Origin of the sequence: Rathayibacter sp. YIM 133350, from assembly GCF_037404875.1 — a bacterium.
Lineage (GTDB): Bacteria > Actinomycetota > Actinomycetes > Actinomycetales > Microbacteriaceae > Orlajensenia.
Genome location: NZ_JBBELO010000023.1, coordinates 1 through 17887, shown reverse-complemented (window position 1 = coordinate 17887; position 17887 = coordinate 1). Strand labels below are relative to the sequence as shown.

Below are 17887 nucleotides of genomic sequence, written 5' to 3'. Positions count from 1 at the left end.
GCTCCCCGGAGGTTCTCCTCACGTCAAGCCCGAAACGCCACCAACCTCATGGCCGGGTACACCTAGTCGCGGGTGAGCTTGCGGTACGTCGAGCGCGAGGGCTTCGCCGCATCCGGTCCGAGGCGCTCGACCTTGTTGGCCTCGTACGCCTCGAAGTTGCCCTCGAACCAGTACCAGTTCGCCGGGTTCTCCTCTGTGCCCTCGTAGCTGAGGATGTGCGTGGCGATGCGGTCGAGGAACCAGCGGTCGTGGGTGATGACCACGGCGCAGCCGGGGAACTCGAGCAGTGCGTTCTCGAGGCTCGAGAGCGTCTCGACATCGAGGTCGTTCGTGGGCTCGTCGAGCAGCAGCAGGTTGCCGCCCTGCTTCAGCGTGAGCGCGAGGTTCAGCCGGTTGCGCTCTCCACCCGAGAGCACGCCGGCCGGCTTCTGCTGGTCGGGCCCCTTGAACCCGAACGTCGATACGTAGGCGCGCGAGGGCACCTCGGTCTTGCCGACCTGGATGTAGTCAAGGCCGTCGCTGACGACCTCCCACAGCGTCTTCTTGGGGTCGATGCCGCCGCGGGTCTGGTCGACGTAGGAGATCTCGACGGTCTCGCCGATCTTCACCTCACCGCTGTCGGCGGGCTCGAGCCCCACGATGGTCTTGAACAGGGTCGTCTTTCCGACGCCGTTGGGACCGATGATGCCGACGATGCCGTTGCGGGGAAGGGAGAAGCTGAGGCCGTCGATGAGCGTGCGGTCGCCGAAGCCCTTGTCGAGGTTCTTGACCTCGAGCACGAGCGAGCCCAGGCGCGGGCCCGGCGGAATCTGGATCTCCTCGAAGTCGAGCTTGCGCGTGCGCTCCGACTCCTGCACCATCTCCTCGTAGCGGGCCAGGCGAGCCTTCGACTTGGCCTGGCGACCCTTCGAGTTGGAGCGCACCCAGTCCAGTTCCTCGCTCAGGCGGCGGGCGAGCTTGGCATCCTTCTTGCCCTGAACCTCGAGGCGCTCGCGCTTCTTCTCGAGGTAGGTGGAGTAGTTGCCCTCGTAGGGGTAGAGGCGGCCGCGGTCGACCTCGGCGATCCATTCCGCGACGTGGTCGAGGAAGTACCGGTCGTGGGTGACGGCGAGAACGGCGCCGTGGTACTTGGAGAGGTGTTGCTCGAGCCACTGCACGCTCTCGGCATCGAGGTGGTTCGTGGGCTCGTCGAGCAGCAGCAGGTCGGGCTTCTGCAGCAGCAGCTTGCAGAGCGCGACGCGGCGCTTCTCACCTCCGGAGAGGTGCTCCACCTTCTCGTCGCTCGGGGGGCAGCGCAGCGCGTCCATCGCCTGCTCGAGCTGGGAGTCGAGGTCCCAGGCATCCGCGTGGTCGATGTCCTCCTGCAGGGTGCCCATCTCGGCGAGCAGCGCGTCGAAGTCGGCGTCGGGCTCGGCCATGAGGGCGGAGATCTCGTTGAAGCGGTCGACCTTGACCTTGATCTCGCCGAGACCCTCCTGCACGTTCTCGAGAACCGTCTTGTTCTCGTCGAGCTCCGGCTCCTGCATGAGGATGCCGACGCTGTACCCGGGGCTCAGCTTCGCCTCGCCGTTGGACGGCGTGTCGAGCCCGGCCATGATCTTCAGGATCGTGGACTTGCCGGCACCGTTGGGGCCGACGACACCGATCTTGGCGCCCGGCAGGAACGCCATCGTGACGTCGTCGAGAATGAGCTTGTCGCCGACAGCCTTGCGGGCGCGGACCATGGAATAGATGTATTCGGCCATATCGCCCATAAGTCTACGGGGAGGCCGGGCCCGCCCCCTCAGTAGGGCGGCATCCGGACCGGAGAACTACCAGTCGATCGGTCGCGTGGTGCCCACGAGGCAGGTGCCCTGACCCGTCGGGGCCGCCACGATGCTGTGATAGCCACCCGATGCCGGTCCGTACTGGCCGATGAGGCATTGGCCGTTGAACAGCACCGAGAACTGCACCGAATCCGCCGCGAGGTCGACGGCGGTGCGATCGGGAGTGACCTGCATGGCCGTCTTGTCGAATCCGCCGGCCACGAGGGCATCGACGAAGTCGCGGCCACCGGCCGCGTTGTTCGCTGCGATCACCCGATTGTTGACGAGATCGAAGTAGGCCAGGTTCTCGCCGGCCGACAGCTTCGGCGCCAGCGTCGGCTCCGGCGCGGGGGTGGGGGTGGCCGGCGCGCTCGCGGGAGTCGACGATGCCGTGTGCGAGGGCTTCGGGGCCGGCGAGCCGGTGCAGGCGGTGAGCGCGACGGCGGTGATCAGCGCGAGCGCGATCGCCCGCCCCCCAGTTGCAGTCCGCACGCTTCGCCCTTCGCTTCGCTCGTCCACCCGGCCGACGAAGCGGCCCGCGAAGAAGTCTACGGGCGCTCCCTTGCCTGTGCGTGACGGGCGGGAGGACAGCCCCGCGCCGCTCGTGCCCAGGGCGCGGGGCCGCCTTTCCACGATGCGGGCTTCCCGCGGGCCCGGCGACGGCACGCCATCACCTGTGGAGGCGGCTGCGGCGAAGGCCTGCTGGGAAGGACGCCCGAAGGCTCGCGGATGCTGCGCCATAGAGTAGCGATATGACCTACGTCGCCATTCCGGAACGCTACGACACCATGAATTACCGCCGCACGGGCCGCAGCGGCCTCAAGCTGCCCGCCCTCTCGCTCGGACTCTGGCACAACTTCGGCCACGAGCGCTCAATCGACGTGCAGCGCGCCATCCTTCGCCGGGCCTTCGACCTCGGTGTCACGCATTTCGACCTCGCCAACAACTACGGCCCCCCGCCCGGGTCAGCAGAGACGAACTTCGGGCGGGTCTTCGCCGAGGACTTCCGTCCCTACCGCGATGAGCTGATCATCTCGACGAAGGCCGGGTACGACATGTGGCCCGGTCCCTACGGAGATTTCGGCTCCCGCAAGTACCTCCTCTCCTCGCTCGACGCGAGCCTGGGTCGCATGGGCCTGGACTACGTCGACATCTTCTACTCCCACCGTCCCGACCCGGAGACGCCGATCGAAGAGACGATGGGAGCCCTCGCGTCGGCGGTGCATCAGGGCAAGGCGCTCTACGTGGGCATCTCGAACTACGATCCCGACCAGACACGCGCCGCTGCTGCCGCCATCGCGGAGCACAAGGTTCCCCTGCTCATCCATCAGCCGCGGTACTCGATGTTCGACCGGCACATCGAGGACGGGCTCTTCCCGGTGCTCGATGAACTCGGCATGGGCAGCATCGTGTTCTCGCCGCTCTCGCAGGGCCTGCTGACCGATCGCTACCTCGACGGGCGCGTTCCCGCCGACTCCCGCGCCGCGACGAGCCGCTTCCTCTCCGAGGACAGCATCAGCGCCACCTACCTCGAACGGGCCCGCGCTCTCAACGAGATCGCCGCCAACCGGGGGCAGAGCCTCGCGCAGCTCGCGCTCGCGTGGGTGCTGCGTCAGCCCGCTGTCACGAGCGCCCTCATCGGCGCGTCCAGCGTCGCGCAACTGGAGCAGAACGTGGCGGCGCTGGATGCCGGCGCCCTCACGCAGGACGAGATCGACGCGATCGAACCGTACGCCGTTCACGGCACCGATCGCTGAGGCGACCTCACGCTCCCGATGTCGGTGGGCGACCCTACCGTGATGTGCGAGGCCGACCGCCGGCCTCGCACATCACGCGGGGCCGGCCGCACGAGAGGAGCCATGGTGAGTACATCCGCAACGTTCTCCCCCGCGACGCAGCTGGATGCGCGCGTGCCCGGACTCGTGTTCCACGCGGTGCGGCCCGGACTGTGGCGCGTAGCCAATGCCTCCGGCTCCGTGCGCGGCCACATCGAGCGGGCGAGCGCATCCGAGTCCTACATCGCACGACAGAGTCTCGGCGGCGCGCGCAGCCGTGAACTCGGCAGTTTCTGGAACGCCCAGGCCGCGGCGGAGAGCTTCGCCTGAAGCGTTGGGAAGCGAGGTTCGGGCACGCCGCGCGCGGTCCCCGTATCGCGCGTACCCGAAGGTAAAGTGCGCCACATGCAGTGGTTCAACGACTTCAGTGACTGGCTCTTCTCGACAAGCGCCCGCCCGGCCGTCTTCACGGCCGTGGTTCTCATGGTGGCCATTGTGCTGTCCGGACTCCTCGCCGCCTGGGTCGCTCGCGGCTCCGTGCGACGACTCATCGACCAGCGCGACCGCGAGATCAAGGCGACGGCCATCGCCGCCCTCATCGACGCGGCAACCGAGGCCTCCGTCTGGAACAGCCTCACACCGCAGGAGCAGGTGCTCGCCGACCGCGCCGTAGGCGAGGCCGACATCCGCGTGCGCATGCTGCCCATCCGCGGAGCCGCCGTGGCAGCCGACTGGGCCGCCCACCAGCTTCACGAGATGAAGCGTGCCTCGGCGACCTTCGGCTATGAGCTGGAGCCCGCGGTCGCCGAGTTCCGCGACCGGCTGCTGGACTGGCAGAACCGCCCGGCACGGGCGCGCAAGCTCTTCCAGAACGACCTCGAGCGGTGGAAGGCGATGAACACGACCGCCGAGAAGCAGATGCTCGCCGAGCAGGATGCCTGGGTCGCCGAGCAGCACCGCCAGCATTTCACCGAGCCGAAGATCGAGTCGGCCGCCTACAGCGCTCCCCGCGTCGATTCCCAGCCCAGCCCCGAGACGCAGCGCCTGCTCGACGACGTCTCCGGCCTGCCCAACCGGCGCGTCTCGGACGAGACGGCGCCGACCGGCGTCTGAACTCGCGCGGCTGCACGCGCGAAAGAGGGCCCTCGTGATCGAGGGCCCTCTTTCGTTGCGCGCGAATACGCGGCCGGGCGGTCTCAGGAACGACTGGCGGATGCGCCCGTCGGCTGCCACCACGTGTCCGACGGCGTCACCGGGTTCTGCCTCTTGTGCTGGGTGGCCAGGAAGCGGGCCTCGATGGCGTCGGCCACCTCGTCGCTCACGGGGCGTCCTTCGAGGAAGGCATCGATGTCGACATAGGTGAGGCCGAGGTTCGCCTCGTCGGTCTGGCCCGGTACGTCGTCGAGCAAGTCGGCGGTCGGCGCCTTCTTCCACAGCCGTTCCGGAGCTCCCAAGTGCCGCAGCAGCGCCGCTCCCTGCGACTTGGTGAGGCCGGACAGCGGCAGGATGTCGGCGCCCCCGTCGCCGAACTTCGTGAAGAAGCCGGTCACAGCCTCCGCCGCGTGGTCGGTGCCGACCACGAGCAGCCTGTGCTGGCCGGCCACCGAGTACTGCGCGATCATGCGGGCACGCGCCTTCACGTTGCCCTTCACGAAGTCCGTCATGCGCTCGTCGAGGGCATCCGCGTACTCCTCGGTGAACGCGTCGACACTGTCACGGATGTTGTACGTCGCCCGGCGCGCGGGCGCGATGAAGCCAAGTGCGAGCTGGGCGTCTTCCTCGTCGGCCTGCACGTTGTAGGGCAGCCGCATGGCGACGAAGGTCGCATCCACTCCGTCCTCCGACAAGCGCTCGACGGCCAGCTGGCAGAGCCGACCCGCGAGGGTGGAGTCCTGCCCTCCGCTGATGCCGAGAACGAAGCCGGCGGCTCCGGATGCCCTCAGGTAGCGGGTGAGGAACCCGACGCGTCGCTGCACCTCGGCCTCGGGATCGATCGAGGCGGCGACGTTCAACTCACTGATGATCTGTGCCTGAAGCTCTCGCATCCATCGAATCTATCGCCTCGCCGCCCACCCTCGGCGCGCGAACTGAGCAACCGTCAGCGTTGGGGCCAGAATGACGGCATGGACGTCTCGGTCGCCACCCTCGTGCTCGTACCGTTGATCGCCGTGGCGGCGCCACTGATCGCCTCGCTGCTCGGTCGGGTCGTGAAGATCCCCCTCGTGGTCTTCGAGATCGTGCTCGGCCTGGTTCTCGGCCCCGCGGTTCTCGGCTGGGCCCACTCGGATGACGCCGTGGAGCTCCTGGCCCAGTTCGGCTTGGCGATGCTGTTCTTCCTCGCGGGCAACGAGATCGACTTCGCCGCGGTGCGCGGCCGTCCGCTGAAACGCGCTGCCCTCGGATGGCTGATCTCGCTCGTCGCCGGCGTGAGCATCGGCATCCTGTTCGCCCCTACCATCGGCGCCGGCGTCTTCATCGGCGTCGCTCTCACATCGACCGCACTCGGCACGCTCATGCCCGTGCTGCGCGACGCCGGCGAGTTGCACTCGCCGTTCGGAACGGCAGTGCTCGCGGTCGGCGCCGTCGGCGAGTTCGGACCCTTGCTGGCCATCTCCCTGTTCCTCAGCGGGCGCACGCCGCTTCACGCCGCACTCGTGCTGATCGGCTTCGCCGTGATCGCCGGTGCGGGCATCCTCCTGGCGGCACGCGGAGCCGGCAAGCGTCTGCATGCGATCATCACGGTGACGTTGCACACGAGCGGCCAGTTCGCCGTGCGACTCGTCATGTTCGTGCTGCTCGGCCTGGTGGCGTTGAGCATCGCCCTCGGCCTCGACATGCTTCTCGGCGCGTTCGCCGCTGGCGTGCTCTACCGCCTTCTGCTGAGCGGCGCGCCCGAGAAGGACGTGGTCGACGTGGAGTCCAAGCTCGAGGCCGTCGGCTACGGGTTCCTCGTGCCGATCTTCTTCATCAACACGGGCCTCACCTTCGACCTGAACGCCCTCGTGACGGATGCGCGTGCGCTGTTACTCCTGCCGATCTTCCTCCTGCTGCTGCTCGTGGTGCGTGGTCTTCCCAGCACCCTCGCCACGCCGAGTGGATCCGCCTGGCCAGACCGTTCATCGATGGCTCTTCTGGGCGCGACGGGACTGCCGATCATCGTCGCCGTGACCGGCATCGGCGTCGAGGAGGGCGACCTGACCACCGGAACCGCCGCGGCGCTCGTGGGCGCCGGCATGCTGTCGGTGCTGTTGTTCCCGCTCATCGGCCTCGCCCTGCACAAGCGAGCACCGGATGCGGCGCGCCAGCCTGGGGATGGGGATCCGTTCATCGCCGAAGAGGGATGAGAGCGCGGCGTGCCCCCGGCAGGAATCGAACCTGCGACCAAGAGATTAGAAGGCTCCTGCTCTATCCGCTGAGCTACGGGGGCGGGCGTCCCAACGATACCGCAGGGCGGCTTCGGCCCCCTCTACACGGCCTTCGCGGCCGCGACGAGCACCTGAGCCAACGTGGGCACGCCTTCCGCGCGGAACACCTCGACGCCGGCCGCATCGCGCACGATCACCGTGGGCGTGGAACGGATGCTCTCTGCGGCAGCCGCATCGCTGTCGCGCGCCACATCGAGCTCGCGCACCGCGGCATCCGGAACCAATCGTGCCGCCTCGGCGACCACGGCTCGGGTCTGCATGCACGGCTCGCAGAAGGCAGACGTGTAGAGCTCGAACTTCACGCTGTCAGTCTAGGCACCGGGCCGGCGGTGTCGCCGGACGGCCATAGAATCGCAGTCATGACGAATGGCGCCGACCGACTGGTCTGGATCGACTGCGAGATGACCGGGCTCGACCTCAGCGTCGACGAACTCGTCGAGATCGCGATCGTGGTCACGGACTTCGACCTGAAGCCGCTCGACGACGGCATCAGCATCGTGATCAAGCCCGACGACTCGGCGCTCGAGAACATGGGCGACTTCGTACGGAACATGCACACCGAGTCCGGGCTGATCGAGGAGATCCCGAACGGTGTGAGTGTCGCCGAGGCCGAGTACCAGGCGCTCGAGTACGTTCTGCGACACGTTCCCGCCGAACAGAAGGCGCCGCTCGCCGGAAACAGCATCGGCACGGATCGGTCCTTCCTGGCCGCTTTCATGCCGCGTCTGGACGGCCACCTGCACTACCGGGTGGTCGACGTCTCCTCGATCAAGGAACTCGCGCGCCGGTGGTACCCGCGGGTCTACTTCAATGCGCCCGCGAAGGCCGGCGGACACCGCGCCCTCGCCGACATCCTCGAGTCCATCCGCGAGCTGGAGTACTACCGCCGGGCACTCTTCGTTCCCGATCCCGGCCCCACCTCCGAGCAGGCGCAGGCGACGGCCGCCGCGGTCGTGTCGGAGTTCACCTCCGGGGTGTAATACACTCTTCTCGTTGCCTTTTTCGCCTTCTGCGGCGAAAGCAAGCACATGGTGGGTATAGCTCAGTTGGTAGAGCGCCTGGTTGTGGTCCAGGAGGTCGCGGGTTCAAGCCCCGTTACTCACCCCAATACGAGCGCCTGGTTGTGGTGCTCTGCAGACCGGGAGGTCGCGGGTTCAAGCCCCGTTACTCACCCCAATACCGTTGCCCGCTGAGCCTGTCGAAGCGACGCTCCCAGCCTCAGGTCCCGGCCCTTCGACAAGCTCAGGGACCGGGCCTTCCCGCTTCGCAGGGACCCGCCCTTCCGGCCTTCGCAGGGAACCTGCCGTCACGAGCGTGCGTGCGAGAGCACTCCCCCCACGTAACCCAGGATCGCGCCGATCCACACGGCGATCAGCCCCACGTCGACGCCGGCCGTCGTCGTCATGATCGCCGTCACCACGAGGTAGGCGACGCTGACGAGCACGATCAGGATGGCGCACTTGCGAGTGAGCCCTCCCGCCTTTCCATTCAGCCCGAACAGCATGAACACGGCGAGGATGATGACGAGCAGGCGCACCGGCGGCTGCCCGAGCTGCAGCATCTGGAACGGGTCGTTGATGTCGATGCCGGTCGGCGGCATCCGCACGAGTGCGACGAGCCAGTCGAACGACGGCAGGAAGTTCGGCAGCCCGGCCACCCAGGGCAGGAGCGCGCCGATGATCACGAGGGCGCCGCCGAGCAACACGAAGATGACGCGAGCGATCGGGCGACGGTCGGAGGCCGATTGCGAGACGGTCGCCGATTCTCCGACGCTCTGCTGTCCATCGGTGGCCTCGATGCGCAGCTGACGGATCGCGGTCTGCCCGGTTGGCGGTCGTGGGCTCGCGATGGAGAGGCGCGACACCCCGATCGAGCGCGGCGCGATGGCCAGTCCCGGCGGAGAGAACGAGAAACCCACCGCGCCCGCGTCGTCATGTCCGGTGAGACTCACCCTCAGCTCGTGATCACTGCGGGTGTTGTCGACCTCGATCGAGAATTCGCCGTGGCGGTCACCGGCCAGTGAGAGCGCGCGCGGCGTCACCCGGAGAACCGCGGTCGTGATCGGCGCAGCGCTGGCCGCCAGCTCCATCACGCCTGCCGCTTCCACGTCACGCACGCCGTCAGAGAGCACGACCGTGAACGGATGCGAGATCACCTGCCCGGGCGGCACCCGAGCCGCGCGCACCCGGCCGCGCACCATCCCGACCTGTCCCGGTGCGACCGTGATACGGGTGGGCGTGAATGCGAACGCCAGCGCATTCTCGGGATCCCGAGCGGCGACAGCCAGATTCGCCGCACTCTGCGAAGCCCGGTTGTCGACGACGACATCGAAGTCGGCCGTGTCGGCATCCGTCACCCTCAGCTGGCTGGGCGCCAACCTGGCCTGCACGGGTACCTCGACTGGCGCCGGCGAGGCGTGTTGGATCAGCGTGATGAGCGTCGTGACGGCGCCCTCCTGGCCCGTCGCCGTGATCGTCAGCTGACGGGTCAGCTCGGTGCCGGGGTCCACACGGGGCACGGCGAAGTGCAGCACCGCATCACCGGCACCACCCGCAGGCGCCGTGATCGACTCCGGAGCGAAGCCGACCTGGACCGCGCCCTCGGGATCCGAACCCGACAAGACGAAGCTGCGCGGATGATTGGCGACGCGGTTGTCGATTCGCAGCGCGATCGACCCGGCCGTCTCGTCACGCAGTCGCACGAGGTTCGGGCGCGCCGCGAGTACGGGAAGCGGACCGGATGGCGGTACGACGAGGGCGAGCGGCGCAGGCACCAGCACCGACTCGTCGGCGTCGGACCGCACCGCGAACTCCATCAGCGCCCTCTGGGCGGGAACGAAGGCTCCCGCCACGATCGAGAGCGAGAAGGGAAGGATGCCGTCCTGGCCGGGCATGAGGTGCGCACTCTCCGCGTCCACGCGCAGCCACTCCGGCACGGCGGTCTGCACGAGTGCGAACCCGTCGACGATGGCGGACGCGTTGTGAACACCGATCTCGACGCGCACGCTCCCCGTCTCATCGAGCACGAGGTCGTTCTGGGGCAGGGTGAGCTTCGGGGCGGCGACCGTGGCACGATCCGGCGCCGGGGATGCTACTGGCGCATCCGTCTGCGTCACTGTCACTGTCGGGGACGCATTCGACGCGGCACTCGCGCCATCGGCGGGATCCCCCGCGTTCGGAACCGCGGCCGATTCCGGAGCCTCGTCGGCGATGGCTGCCGTGTGGCCCTCCGCCTTCACGTTCACGGGACGCATCGGCGGCGCGACGCCCGATGCGGGCGATGGATCGTCCCACAGCAGGTAGGCGTCGCAGACGCGACAGAATTCCGCGGATTCCTCATTGACGGTTCCGCATTGATCGCACACTCGCTCTGGCATCACCACTCCCGCGGCCGGCGCCGAATTGGGGCTAGTGTAGCCCCGGCGCCGTGCGCCGCATCCGGCTTCTGCACGAAGGGGCGAGCAGGCTGCCCCTCCGGCCCGCCGGCCTCTCACGCCCTGACACGACCCGGAGTACCGATGCCGCTCACGATGGATCCGGAGTCGTTCGAACGCCTCGTGGTCGATGAGCTCGACCTCCTGCCCGACGACATGGTGGACGGTCTCGAGAACGTGGTCTTCGTCGTGGAAGACCGGCCCGAAGACGGCAGCCTCGACCTGCTCGGCGTCTATGACGGCGTCGCCCTGACCGAGCGCGATCGCTACGGCTTCGGCGAGATGCCCGACCGCGTCATCCTGTACCGAGAGCCCTTGCTCGCGCTCTGCGACGACGAGCAGGAGTTGCGCGACGAGATCCACGTGACCCTCGTGCACGAGATCGCCCACTTCTACGGAATCGACGACGAGCGCCTTCACGAACTGGGCTGGGACTGACCGAGCGTGCCGCGTCGGGGCCCGGGCATCCGCCGGGTTAGCCTGATGCCATGCCCTCCCCCGGTCGCCTCGTCGGAATCCTCGTCGGGACCGTCGTGATCCTCGGGGCCGGCGTCTATGGGCCGGTCACCCTGCTGGCACCGCTTCCGCCGGTTCACGCGGAGGTTCTCGAGGGCGCTCAGGATGCGGTGGCCGTTGCTCCTCCCGTGTTGCCGGTCGAGGGGGCCAGTTCCGTGATGATCGTCGGAGCCGGCGCGCCGGTCGCCACCACCGGCATCGCCGATCCGGTGCCCGTCGCGGGGCTCGCGAAGATCGTCGCGGCACTCGTCGTCATCGACGCCAAGCCCATCGACGTCGGGCGCACCGGTCCTGCCGTGACCATCTCGAACGAGGACTACGCGGACTACATCCGGTACACCAACGAAGACGCCCGCAGCGTTCCCGTCTTCGTCGGCGAGACCTGGACCGAGCGGGAGCTCCTGCAGGCGGTGCTGCTCGGCTCGAGCAACAACCACGCCGACACACTCGCGCGCTGGGCGTTCGGCTCGGTGGACGCCTACGTCGACGCGGCGAACACCTGGCTCGCCGCGAAGGGGCTGGCCTCCATGCACATGGCCGACGCCACGGGCCTGGACGAGGGCAGCATCGGAACCGCGGCGGACGCCGCACGGCTCGGGGCTCTCGTCGCCCAACAGCCCACGCTGTCGGAGATCCTGGCGAATCCCGCCACGAGTCTTGTGGGCGGCCGAGGAGTATCGAGCACGACCGACTACCTGAGCGATGCCGGCATCTCGGTCATCTCGCGCAGCTTCACGGATGCCGCCGGTGTCTGCCTGCTCTTCACCGCGACCCTCGGTCAGGCCCCCGACACGGTGCAGGTCGCCGGAGCGTTCCTGCGGGAACCCGACTACGACACTCTGGACGCCGATGTGAAGGCGTTCACCGCTGCCGCGGCCCCAGGCGTCGCGCCGGTGGATGTCGTGGCCCGGGGAACGAGTTACGCGCGTTTCCGCTCGGACTGGGGGCAGAGCGCCGACGGAGTCGCACGTGTAGCGGTGACGCGTCCGGCATGGCAGGCAGCGCCGACCGACACCGGCGCCGCTCGTCAGGTCTCTCTCGACGCCTTCAGCACCGCACCACGAGGCGACCTCGTCGGTCATGTGAAAGCGGCGGGCACCTCGATACCGCTCGAACTCGATGCACCGATCGGCGACCCTGGTCTCGGGTGGCGGCTGCTGCATCCGATTCCGATGATCAAGGCGCTCATCGCTGCGAACAAGTAGAAGGCCGTTCCCTGAGCCAGGGCGTGAGCGACCTCGAGAAGCCGTTCCCTGAGCCAGTCGAAGGGAACCCGACGATGCTGGGACCGCGGACTGGTCACGACGCTTCGACAAGCTCAGCGAACAGGACGCGTACGACGTCGAGAAGCCGTTCGCTGAGCCTGTCGAAGGGAACCCGACGATGCTGGGACCGCGGACGGGTCACCACGCTTCGACAAGCTCAGCGAACCGGACGCGAGCGACCTCGAGAAGCCGTTCCCTGAGCCTGTCGAAGGGAACCCGACGGAGCCGGGACCGCGATCAGGTCACCACGCTTCGACAAGCTCAGCAAACAGGGCGTGAGCGAACTCGAGAAGTTGTTCCCTGAGCCTGTCGAAGGGAAACCGACGATCCGGAGGCCGAGGGCAGGTCACCACGCTTCGACAAGCTCAGCGAACAGGACACGAACGACCCAGCGAAGCCGTTCCTTGAGCCTGTCGAAGGGCTGAGGGGCGCCTCAGCGCTCGCCGGGCTCTTCGCTCGAGACGGGCGAGTCGGAGTCACCGGCATCGAAGCGATAGCGCACGTGCACCTCGTCGTTGACCTCGCGCTCGTCGATCGCGTCGTACCAGAACGTCGACTCCAGGCCCTCGATCGCAGCGAACATCGCCAGCCGCTTCTCGTAGGCACCGTCGATGAGCACCCGCGACTCCACCTCGCCCTCGAGAGGACCGTCGATGAACTCGGCGACGTAGACGGAATTCTGCGCTTCTGGGGTAGCCATGCTCCCAACGCTAGTCGCCCGGTGCTCCAGACGACAAAGTGAGACGGCTTCCGTCGACGAACACGGATGCTCGACGCCGCGGCCCGCCGATCCCCTCAGGCAAGGATGAAGCTCCACGTTCCGGCAGCAACGGCGGCCCAGACGGCACACACGCAGATGAGCGCACCCGTCGCGATCAGCGCGGCCTCCGGCACTCCGAACGACGAAGGACGGGCCCAGGTGCGCGGCTGCGAGGAACCGAAGCCGCGTGCCTCCATGGCGGTCGCGAGCTTGCTTCCCCGTCTCACCGAGATCACGAGCAGGGCGAACGCCTGGCCCGCGAACCGCAGTGGGCCACGCACTTCCGAGCCGCGGGCACGTCTGGCGAGCGTGAGCGAGCGCCAGTCCTCGATGGCCAGGCCCGCAAGCCGTAGTCCCGCCAACGCACCCAGCACGAACCGGGCCGGCAATCGCAGGACTTGGGCGAGACCGTCGGCCAGCAGGGTCGGATCGGTCGTGGCGAGCAGAACGATGCCCGGCAAGCCGATCGCCAGAACGCGCAGCATGATGGCGACCCCGAGCGCGAGCGATCCCTCGGTCACGCTCACGAATCCCCACTGCGCCAGCACCGCTCCGGAGTCCGCGCCGTAGAGGACTGTCGTCACGGCCGCAAGCGGCGCCGCGATCCAGAGCGGGAGCGTCCGCAGCCAGAACTGCCGGGGAGCGAGGCCCGCGAAGGGCAGGAGCGCGGCCTCCAGCAACAGAGCGACCGCGGCGGAGACGATGTCGATGGAGGCGAGCAGAGTGAGGCTGATGAGCAGGGCGGCGATGAGCTTCGCCACGGGGTTCAGCCGTGCGGCAGTGCTGGGTCGGATGCTCGGGGCCACGAGGCTCATCGGCTGGCCATCTCCGCCTCAGAGACCAGAACCAACCGGTCGTCGGCGAGTGCATCGACGAGCATGCCGTCGTGCGTCACCATCAGCAGCGCCGCGCCCTCGTCGATGAGCTCCGCGAGCAGTCGAGCGAGAACGGCCCAGGTGCGGGCGTCCTGCCCGAAGGTCGGCTCATCGAGCACGAGCAACTGCGGAGCGGCGACGAGCGCCGTGGCGACCGAGAGCCGCCGCTTCTGACCGCCCGAGAGCGTGAAGGGATTCGCCCCAGCGAGACGCCCGAGCCCGAGCGCCTCGAGCAGTTCGTCGGCGCGGCGGCCGGCAGCGTCGGCATCAGCCGCGACGGCGACGCTCGCGTGAAGCTCGGCGCGCACGGTCGCCGTGAGGAACTGGTGCTCGGGGTCCTGGAAGACCGTGCCGACACGCTGGGCGAGCGCTCGCGCGCGCCAGCGATGCGGTTGGGTGCCGCGGCCCCTCGACAGCGCCGGCAGTGCCTCAAGCCGTCCTGCAACCGGCGGCAGCAGGCCGGAGACGGTCAGCGCCAGGGTCGACTTGCCCGAGCCATTGGCCCCGGTCACGGCGAGAGCGCGACCGGCCGACAGAGTGAAGCGCAGGTCGTGCGCCGCGACGACGGCTCGACGGCTGGCGAACGGCGTGCGCCCGACGGCAAGGTCCGTCGCCTCGAGGAGCGGCTCGGTCCCGCGTCGCGGGTGCCGCGCCGGAAGCGCCGGTGGCCGGCTGGGAACCCAGACCCCGGCATCCGCGAGCACATCCGCGGTGCGTTGCAGCACCTCCTCAGGAGCGCCATCGGCGAGAAGGCCGCCGGTGTCGGAGAGCACGACGACCCGATCCACGTGGTCCGCCCACGCCTCGACGTGGTGCTCGACGACCACGAGCGTGGCGTTCGTCGCCGCGGCCCCTCGCACGACCGCATCCCGAACCTCGAGCACGCCCTGTGGATCGAGGTTCGCCGTCGGCTCATCGAGGAGGAGGAGCCCCGGTCGCATCGCCAGCACTCCTGCGAGGGCCAAGCGCTGCTTCTGCCCGCCCGACAACATGGAGGTCGGCCGATCCAGCTGGGGCGGCAGGCCGACCGCTGCGAGTGACTCGCGCACCCGCTGCCAGATCTGCTCGCGGGGCACCCCGAGGTTCTCGCAGCCGAAGGCCACGTCATCGCCGACACGGGCCAGAACGACCTGTGAATCCGGGTCCTGGAGCACGAGTCCGGCTCGACCGTGCATCGCGCGCGGGTCTGCACCGTCGACGCTCAGGCGACCGCGCTCCTCCCCCTCGTCGTCGCCTCCGAGAACACCGGCCAGGGCGGCGAGCAGCGTGCTCTTGCCCGCCCCCGACGAACCGAGCAGCAGCACGCGCTCGCCCGGCTCGATGACGAGGTCGAGCTCGGAGACGGCCCACGAGAGCCGGCCCGCGTGGCGCCAGCCCCATCCGTCGGCCCTCACCCGAGCGCCGGCCACGGTCAGGCCTGCTCCTCGACCACACGCGCCTGGCGCCCTGCGGCGAACCGTTGCAGCGCGCCCGACGATGCGAGTGCCTTCATCGCGAGCCAGGAGCCCCCGCCGGCGAGCACGACACCCGAGGCCACTGACGAGAAGAAGTAGACGAGCTTGAACGGCACCTCGAGCGCCGCATAGCTCGTGAACGTCGTGTCGAGCAACCCGACCGCCACACCGGCGCCGGCTCCGGCCAGCAGCGCGACGCCGAAGTTGAAGCTGCGGTAGAGGAAGATCGCGAACACGATCTCAGCACCCAGGCCCTCGACAACACCCCAGATGAAGGTGCTGAAACCCCATTGGGTGCCGATGAGCATGGAGACGACCGCCGCCACGATCTCGGTGTAGACCGCCGCGCCGGGCTTGCGCACGACGAGGCCGCCGAGCACGGCCGCGAACAGCCAACCGCCCGAGAGCAGACCCTCCAAACCTGGGGTGAAGGCGAGCGCCGTCGAGAGCGGCGTCCACGCCAGACCCCACGCCCAGAAGATGATGCCGGATGCCACACCGATCACGCTCGCGACGACGATGTCGACGACGCGCCAGCGGAATCGGAGAGACGAGCGGGAGGGTGCGCCTGCCGCCTGCGCGGATGTATTGCTGTTCTGCACTGTCGTGCCCTTTCATCGGTCGGAAAGAGGCACGGGTATTGAGATGTTCAGCCTCCCTGCGCTGGCATGATCCAGATCAGGTTCGACGGTCGAAGGTTGAGAACCTTCCTCTCAGCCCGGCTCACCGGACTCCCGTGTTGGCTCGATTATAGCTCTGCGGCGGCGCGCACCGCGGCCGCGAGCCCTAGTGCTTGAGCGCGCGGATCACCTTGCGCAGCGACCAGCCGACCGACCAGACGAACGGGATGCCGACGGTCAGCAACGCGATCACGTTCGGCTCGAAGCGCGTGTCGCTCCCCCGGCTGATGTACGCGCCGATCGGAACGGAGTAACCGCCGCCACCGCCGCCCGAGCCGACGCCCTTGAGCGTGGCGAGCTTCGAGTCCCCCGTGGCGTCGTCGACGCTGCCGCCGCCGAACCCGTACCAGACGAGGGCGACGGGAATGATCGTGGAACCCCCAAGATCGACCGGGTCTCCATAGGCGGCCTGTACGCCGAAGTCCTTGGCCGAGTCGGCCAGCTGTGCAACAAGGTTCGTCATGAGCCTCACGCTACCCTGCCGGTATTGCGGGCGATAGGCCTTGCGCAGCTCAGTCGGCTGTGGGGCGCTTCAGCAGGGTCGCCGGTCGCAGGGCATCACGACCGAAGCGGGCGGCGATCTCGTCACGGGCGGCGTCGGCATCCCGCCAGCCCTCGTCGGGGTCCCACAGGGAAAGCGCCGACCCTGCCTCGCCGAGCTGTTCCATGCGCACGCCGATCAGCCGGATGCGCCGCCCCGCCGCCCCCGAGGCGTGCCAGGCCGCCAGCGCCTCGTCGTAGATGCGCCGGCCCACGTTGGTCGGTTCCGCGAGCGTGCGCGACTTCGTCAGGGTCGTGAAGTCGGTGTAGCGGACTTTCAGCGACACGGTGCGGCCCACGAGACCGCCCGACCGCAAGCGCGCGGCCACGTCATCGGCCTGGCGCAGCAGCACCCGCCGGATCTCGGCCTCGTCGGTCACGTCGTAACTGAAGGTGGTCTCCTGCCCCACGCTCTTCTCTTCGCGCCTGGTCGAGACGCTCCGTGCGTCGATCCCGTTCGAGAGGTCGTACAGCCGGGAGGCGAGTGCCTCGCCGAGCGCGTTCTGCAGCACGTCGAACGGCGTCGCGGCGATGTCTCCGATGCGGGACAGGCCGAGCCGCGCCAGAGTCTGCTCGGTGGAGGGACCGACGCCCCAGAGTGCACTCACCGGCAACGGATGAAGGAACTGAAGCGTCTCGGCGGCCGGAATCACGAGCAGGCCGTCGGGCTTGGCCTTCGAGGAGGCGACCTTGGCGACGAACTTGGTGGCCGCAACCCCGACCGAGCAGGTGAGCCCTGTCTCTGCATGCACCCTCTCGCGGATGCGCGCGGCGATCTGCCGGGAGCTGCCGTGCAGGCGCCGGGCGCCCGAGACATCAAGGAACGCCTCGTCGATCGAGAGTTTCTCGACGAGGGGCGTCATCCCCTCGAAGATGGCCATGACCCGCCGCGAGTAATCGCCGTAGAGTCGACCGTTGACAGGCAGCACGGTCGCGCTCGGGCAACGCCGCAGCGCGACCGACATCGGCATCGCTGAGTTCACCCCATAGCGCCGGGCCTCGTAGTTCGCCGCGGCGACCACCGCACGCGGGCCGGTTCCTCCGACGATCACCGGTGTGCCACGCAGCTCGGGGCGACTCAGCAGCTCGACCGACGCGAAGAACGCATCCATGTCGACGTGCAGGATGCTCGCTCCCGAGTCATCGACGGTGTCGTCGGTGACCTGACGCCCGCTGCCGTCTTGCTTGCTCATCGCTCACGAGGATACCCGCGGCCGCCGACCCCACTCGATGCGTGCGTCGTATCGACGCACCCCGCACTCCTTTCGGGCCGGCGTACGTTAGAAGGGTGGTTCGTCGGTGTCTTTGCTGTAGCCGGTGGGGGTGGTGATGGTGAGGGTGCCGGCTCGGTTTCGTTCG

Annotated in this window: 18 protein-coding genes, 2 tRNA genes and 1 riboswitch; of the genes, 8 read left to right on the top strand and 12 right to left on the bottom strand. The window is 68.5% G+C overall.

Annotation, left to right across the window (positions count from 1 at the left end; all coding sequences use genetic code 11):
• Nucleotides 1-62: 62 nt before the first annotated feature.
• Together ettA and WDJ51_RS07245 are read right to left on the bottom strand one after the other, a co-directional pair.
• Nucleotides 63-1745 carry an energy-dependent translational throttle protein EttA gene (gene ettA, locus WDJ51_RS07250; protein WP_337851769.1) on the bottom strand — a complete coding sequence of 561 codons (1683 nt, stop codon included), beginning with the start codon at nt 1743-1745 and terminating at the stop codon, nt 63-65.
• 66 nt (nt 1746-1811) lie between these two features.
• Entirely contained in the window at nt 1812-2297 is a 486-nt protein-coding gene (locus WDJ51_RS07245) for a DUF6993 domain-containing protein (protein ID WP_337851768.1), read from the bottom strand.
• 260 nt (nt 2298-2557) lie between these two features.
• Here WDJ51_RS07245 and mgrA point away from each other — a divergent pair, with 260 nt between their 5' ends.
• The 3 genes from mgrA (at nt 2558) to WDJ51_RS07230 (ending at nt 4693) form a co-directional block, all read left to right on the top strand.
• Nucleotides 2558-3562, top strand: a complete 1005-nt coding sequence (mgrA, locus tag WDJ51_RS07240; protein WP_337851767.1) for an L-glyceraldehyde 3-phosphate reductase — start codon at nt 2558-2560, stop codon at nt 3560-3562.
• 105 nt (nt 3563-3667) lie between these two features.
• Nucleotides 3668-3910, top strand: coding sequence for a hypothetical protein (locus tag WDJ51_RS07235; RefSeq protein ID WP_337851766.1), 243 nt, complete (start codon nt 3668-3670; stop codon nt 3908-3910).
• A gap of 75 nt (nt 3911-3985) precedes the next feature.
• Nucleotides 3986-4693, top strand: coding sequence for a hypothetical protein (locus tag WDJ51_RS07230; protein ID WP_337851765.1), 708 nt, complete (start codon nt 3986-3988; stop codon nt 4691-4693).
• A gap of 83 nt (nt 4694-4776) precedes the next feature.
• On the opposite strand, the gene nadE is transcribed toward WDJ51_RS07230, so the two are convergent.
• A complete protein-coding gene (gene nadE / locus WDJ51_RS07225) occupies nt 4777-5625 on the bottom strand; it encodes an ammonia-dependent NAD(+) synthetase (protein ID WP_337851764.1) in 849 nt (282 codons plus the stop codon).
• A 78-nt stretch (nt 5626-5703) separates the two neighbouring features.
• Between nadE and WDJ51_RS07220 the strand changes: the two genes are divergently transcribed.
• Nucleotides 5704-6924 (top strand): cation:proton antiporter, encoded by a 1221-nt coding sequence (locus WDJ51_RS07220; protein ID WP_337851763.1) that lies wholly within the window; start codon nt 5704-5706, stop codon nt 6922-6924.
• A gap of 10 nt (nt 6925-6934) precedes the next feature.
• On the opposite strand, the gene WDJ51_RS07215 is transcribed toward WDJ51_RS07220, so the two are convergent.
• Both WDJ51_RS07215 and WDJ51_RS07210 read right to left on the bottom strand, forming a co-directional pair.
• Nucleotides 6935-7007 (bottom strand) — tRNA-Arg (locus WDJ51_RS07215).
• A 39-nt stretch (nt 7008-7046) separates the two neighbouring features.
• Complete coding sequence (locus WDJ51_RS07210) at nt 7047-7307, bottom strand: thioredoxin family protein (protein ID WP_337851762.1); 261 nt, start codon at nt 7305-7307, stop codon at nt 7047-7049.
• 57 nt (nt 7308-7364) lie between these two features.
• On the opposite strand from WDJ51_RS07210, the gene orn reads away from it, so the two are divergent.
• Both orn and WDJ51_RS07200 read left to right on the top strand, forming a co-directional pair.
• A complete protein-coding gene (orn, locus tag WDJ51_RS07205) occupies nt 7365-7985 on the top strand; it encodes an oligoribonuclease (RefSeq protein ID WP_337851761.1) in 621 nt (206 codons plus the stop codon).
• A 51-nt stretch (nt 7986-8036) separates the two neighbouring features.
• Nucleotides 8037-8112 (top strand) — tRNA-His (locus tag WDJ51_RS07200).
• A 199-nt stretch (nt 8113-8311) separates the two neighbouring features.
• On the opposite strand, the gene WDJ51_RS07195 is transcribed toward WDJ51_RS07200, so the two are convergent.
• Nucleotides 8312-10249, bottom strand: coding sequence for a COG1470 family protein (locus WDJ51_RS07195; protein WP_337851760.1), 1938 nt, complete (start codon nt 10247-10249; stop codon nt 8312-8314).
• A 273-nt stretch (nt 10250-10522) separates the two neighbouring features.
• On the opposite strand from WDJ51_RS07195, the gene WDJ51_RS07190 reads away from it, so the two are divergent.
• Together WDJ51_RS07190 and WDJ51_RS07185 are read left to right on the top strand one after the other, a co-directional pair.
• Complete coding sequence (locus tag WDJ51_RS07190; protein ID WP_337851759.1) at nt 10523-10876, top strand: metallopeptidase family protein; 354 nt, start codon at nt 10523-10525, stop codon at nt 10874-10876.
• 50 nt (nt 10877-10926) lie between these two features.
• Nucleotides 10927-12159 carry a D-alanyl-D-alanine carboxypeptidase family protein gene (locus tag WDJ51_RS07185; RefSeq protein ID WP_337851758.1) on the top strand — a complete coding sequence of 411 codons (1233 nt, stop codon included), beginning with the start codon at nt 10927-10929 and terminating at the stop codon, nt 12157-12159.
• Between the two features lie 493 nt (nt 12160-12652).
• Here WDJ51_RS07185 and WDJ51_RS07180 read toward each other — a convergent pair whose 3' ends face one another.
• From WDJ51_RS07180 to WDJ51_RS07155, 6 genes are all read right to left on the bottom strand, one after another.
• Nucleotides 12653-12919, bottom strand: coding sequence for a hypothetical protein (locus tag WDJ51_RS07180; protein ID WP_337851757.1), 267 nt, complete (start codon nt 12917-12919; stop codon nt 12653-12655).
• A 95-nt stretch (nt 12920-13014) separates the two neighbouring features.
• Nucleotides 13015-13794, bottom strand: a complete 780-nt coding sequence (locus tag WDJ51_RS07175) for an energy-coupling factor transporter transmembrane component T family protein (RefSeq protein ID WP_337851756.1) — start codon at nt 13792-13794, stop codon at nt 13015-13017.
• Entirely contained in the window at nt 13791-15263 is a 1473-nt protein-coding gene (locus WDJ51_RS07170; RefSeq protein ID WP_337851755.1) for an ABC transporter ATP-binding protein, read from the bottom strand. The genes WDJ51_RS07175 and WDJ51_RS07170 overlap by 4 nt, the downstream gene beginning before the upstream one ends.
• Nucleotides 15264-15265: 2 nt before the next feature.
• Nucleotides 15266-15910 (bottom strand): ECF transporter S component, encoded by a 645-nt coding sequence (locus WDJ51_RS07165; RefSeq protein WP_337851754.1) that lies wholly within the window; start codon nt 15908-15910, stop codon nt 15266-15268.
• A gap of 35 nt (nt 15911-15945) precedes the next feature.
• Nucleotides 15946-16056: riboswitch (TPP riboswitch) on the bottom strand.
• 38 nt (nt 16057-16094) lie between these two features.
• Nucleotides 16095-16451: a hypothetical protein gene (locus WDJ51_RS07160; RefSeq protein ID WP_337851753.1), complete on the bottom strand. Its 357-nt coding sequence runs from the start codon at nt 16449-16451 to the stop codon at nt 16095-16097.
• Between the two features lie 49 nt (nt 16452-16500).
• Nucleotides 16501-17721: a DNA polymerase IV gene (locus WDJ51_RS07155; protein WP_337851752.1), complete on the bottom strand. Its 1221-nt coding sequence runs from the start codon at nt 17719-17721 to the stop codon at nt 16501-16503.
• Nucleotides 17722-17887 lie beyond the last annotated feature (166 nt).

Bases quoted from the DNA above. Each gene is read 5' to 3' on its own strand.
- ettA (WP_337851769.1), bottom strand. From the start codon at position 1,745: ATGGCCGAATACATCTATTCCATGGTCCGCGCCCGCAAGGCTGTCGGC.
- mgrA (WP_337851767.1), top strand. From the start codon at position 2,558: ATGACCTACGTCGCCATTCCGGAACGCTACGACACCATGAATTACCGC.
- WDJ51_RS07230 (WP_337851765.1), top strand. From the start codon at position 3,986: ATGCAGTGGTTCAACGACTTCAGTGACTGGCTCTTCTCGACAAGCGCC.
- nadE (WP_337851764.1), bottom strand. From the start codon at position 5,625: ATGCGAGAGCTTCAGGCACAGATCATCAGTGAGTTGAACGTCGCCGCC.
- WDJ51_RS07220 (WP_337851763.1), top strand. From the start codon at position 5,704: ATGGACGTCTCGGTCGCCACCCTCGTGCTCGTACCGTTGATCGCCGTG.
- orn (WP_337851761.1), top strand. From the start codon at position 7,365: ATGACGAATGGCGCCGACCGACTGGTCTGGATCGACTGCGAGATGACC.
- WDJ51_RS07190 (WP_337851759.1), top strand. From the start codon at position 10,523: ATGCCGCTCACGATGGATCCGGAGTCGTTCGAACGCCTCGTGGTCGAT.
- WDJ51_RS07185 (WP_337851758.1), top strand. From the start codon at position 10,927: ATGCCCTCCCCCGGTCGCCTCGTCGGAATCCTCGTCGGGACCGTCGTG.
- WDJ51_RS07180 (WP_337851757.1), bottom strand. From the start codon at position 12,919: ATGGCTACCCCAGAAGCGCAGAATTCCGTCTACGTCGCCGAGTTCATC.
- WDJ51_RS07175 (WP_337851756.1), bottom strand. From the start codon at position 13,794: ATGAGCCTCGTGGCCCCGAGCATCCGACCCAGCACTGCCGCACGGCTG.
- WDJ51_RS07160 (WP_337851753.1), bottom strand. From the start codon at position 16,451: ATGACGAACCTTGTTGCACAGCTGGCCGACTCGGCCAAGGACTTCGGC.
- WDJ51_RS07155 (WP_337851752.1), bottom strand. From the start codon at position 17,721: ATGAGCAAGCAAGACGGCAGCGGGCGTCAGGTCACCGACGACACCGTC.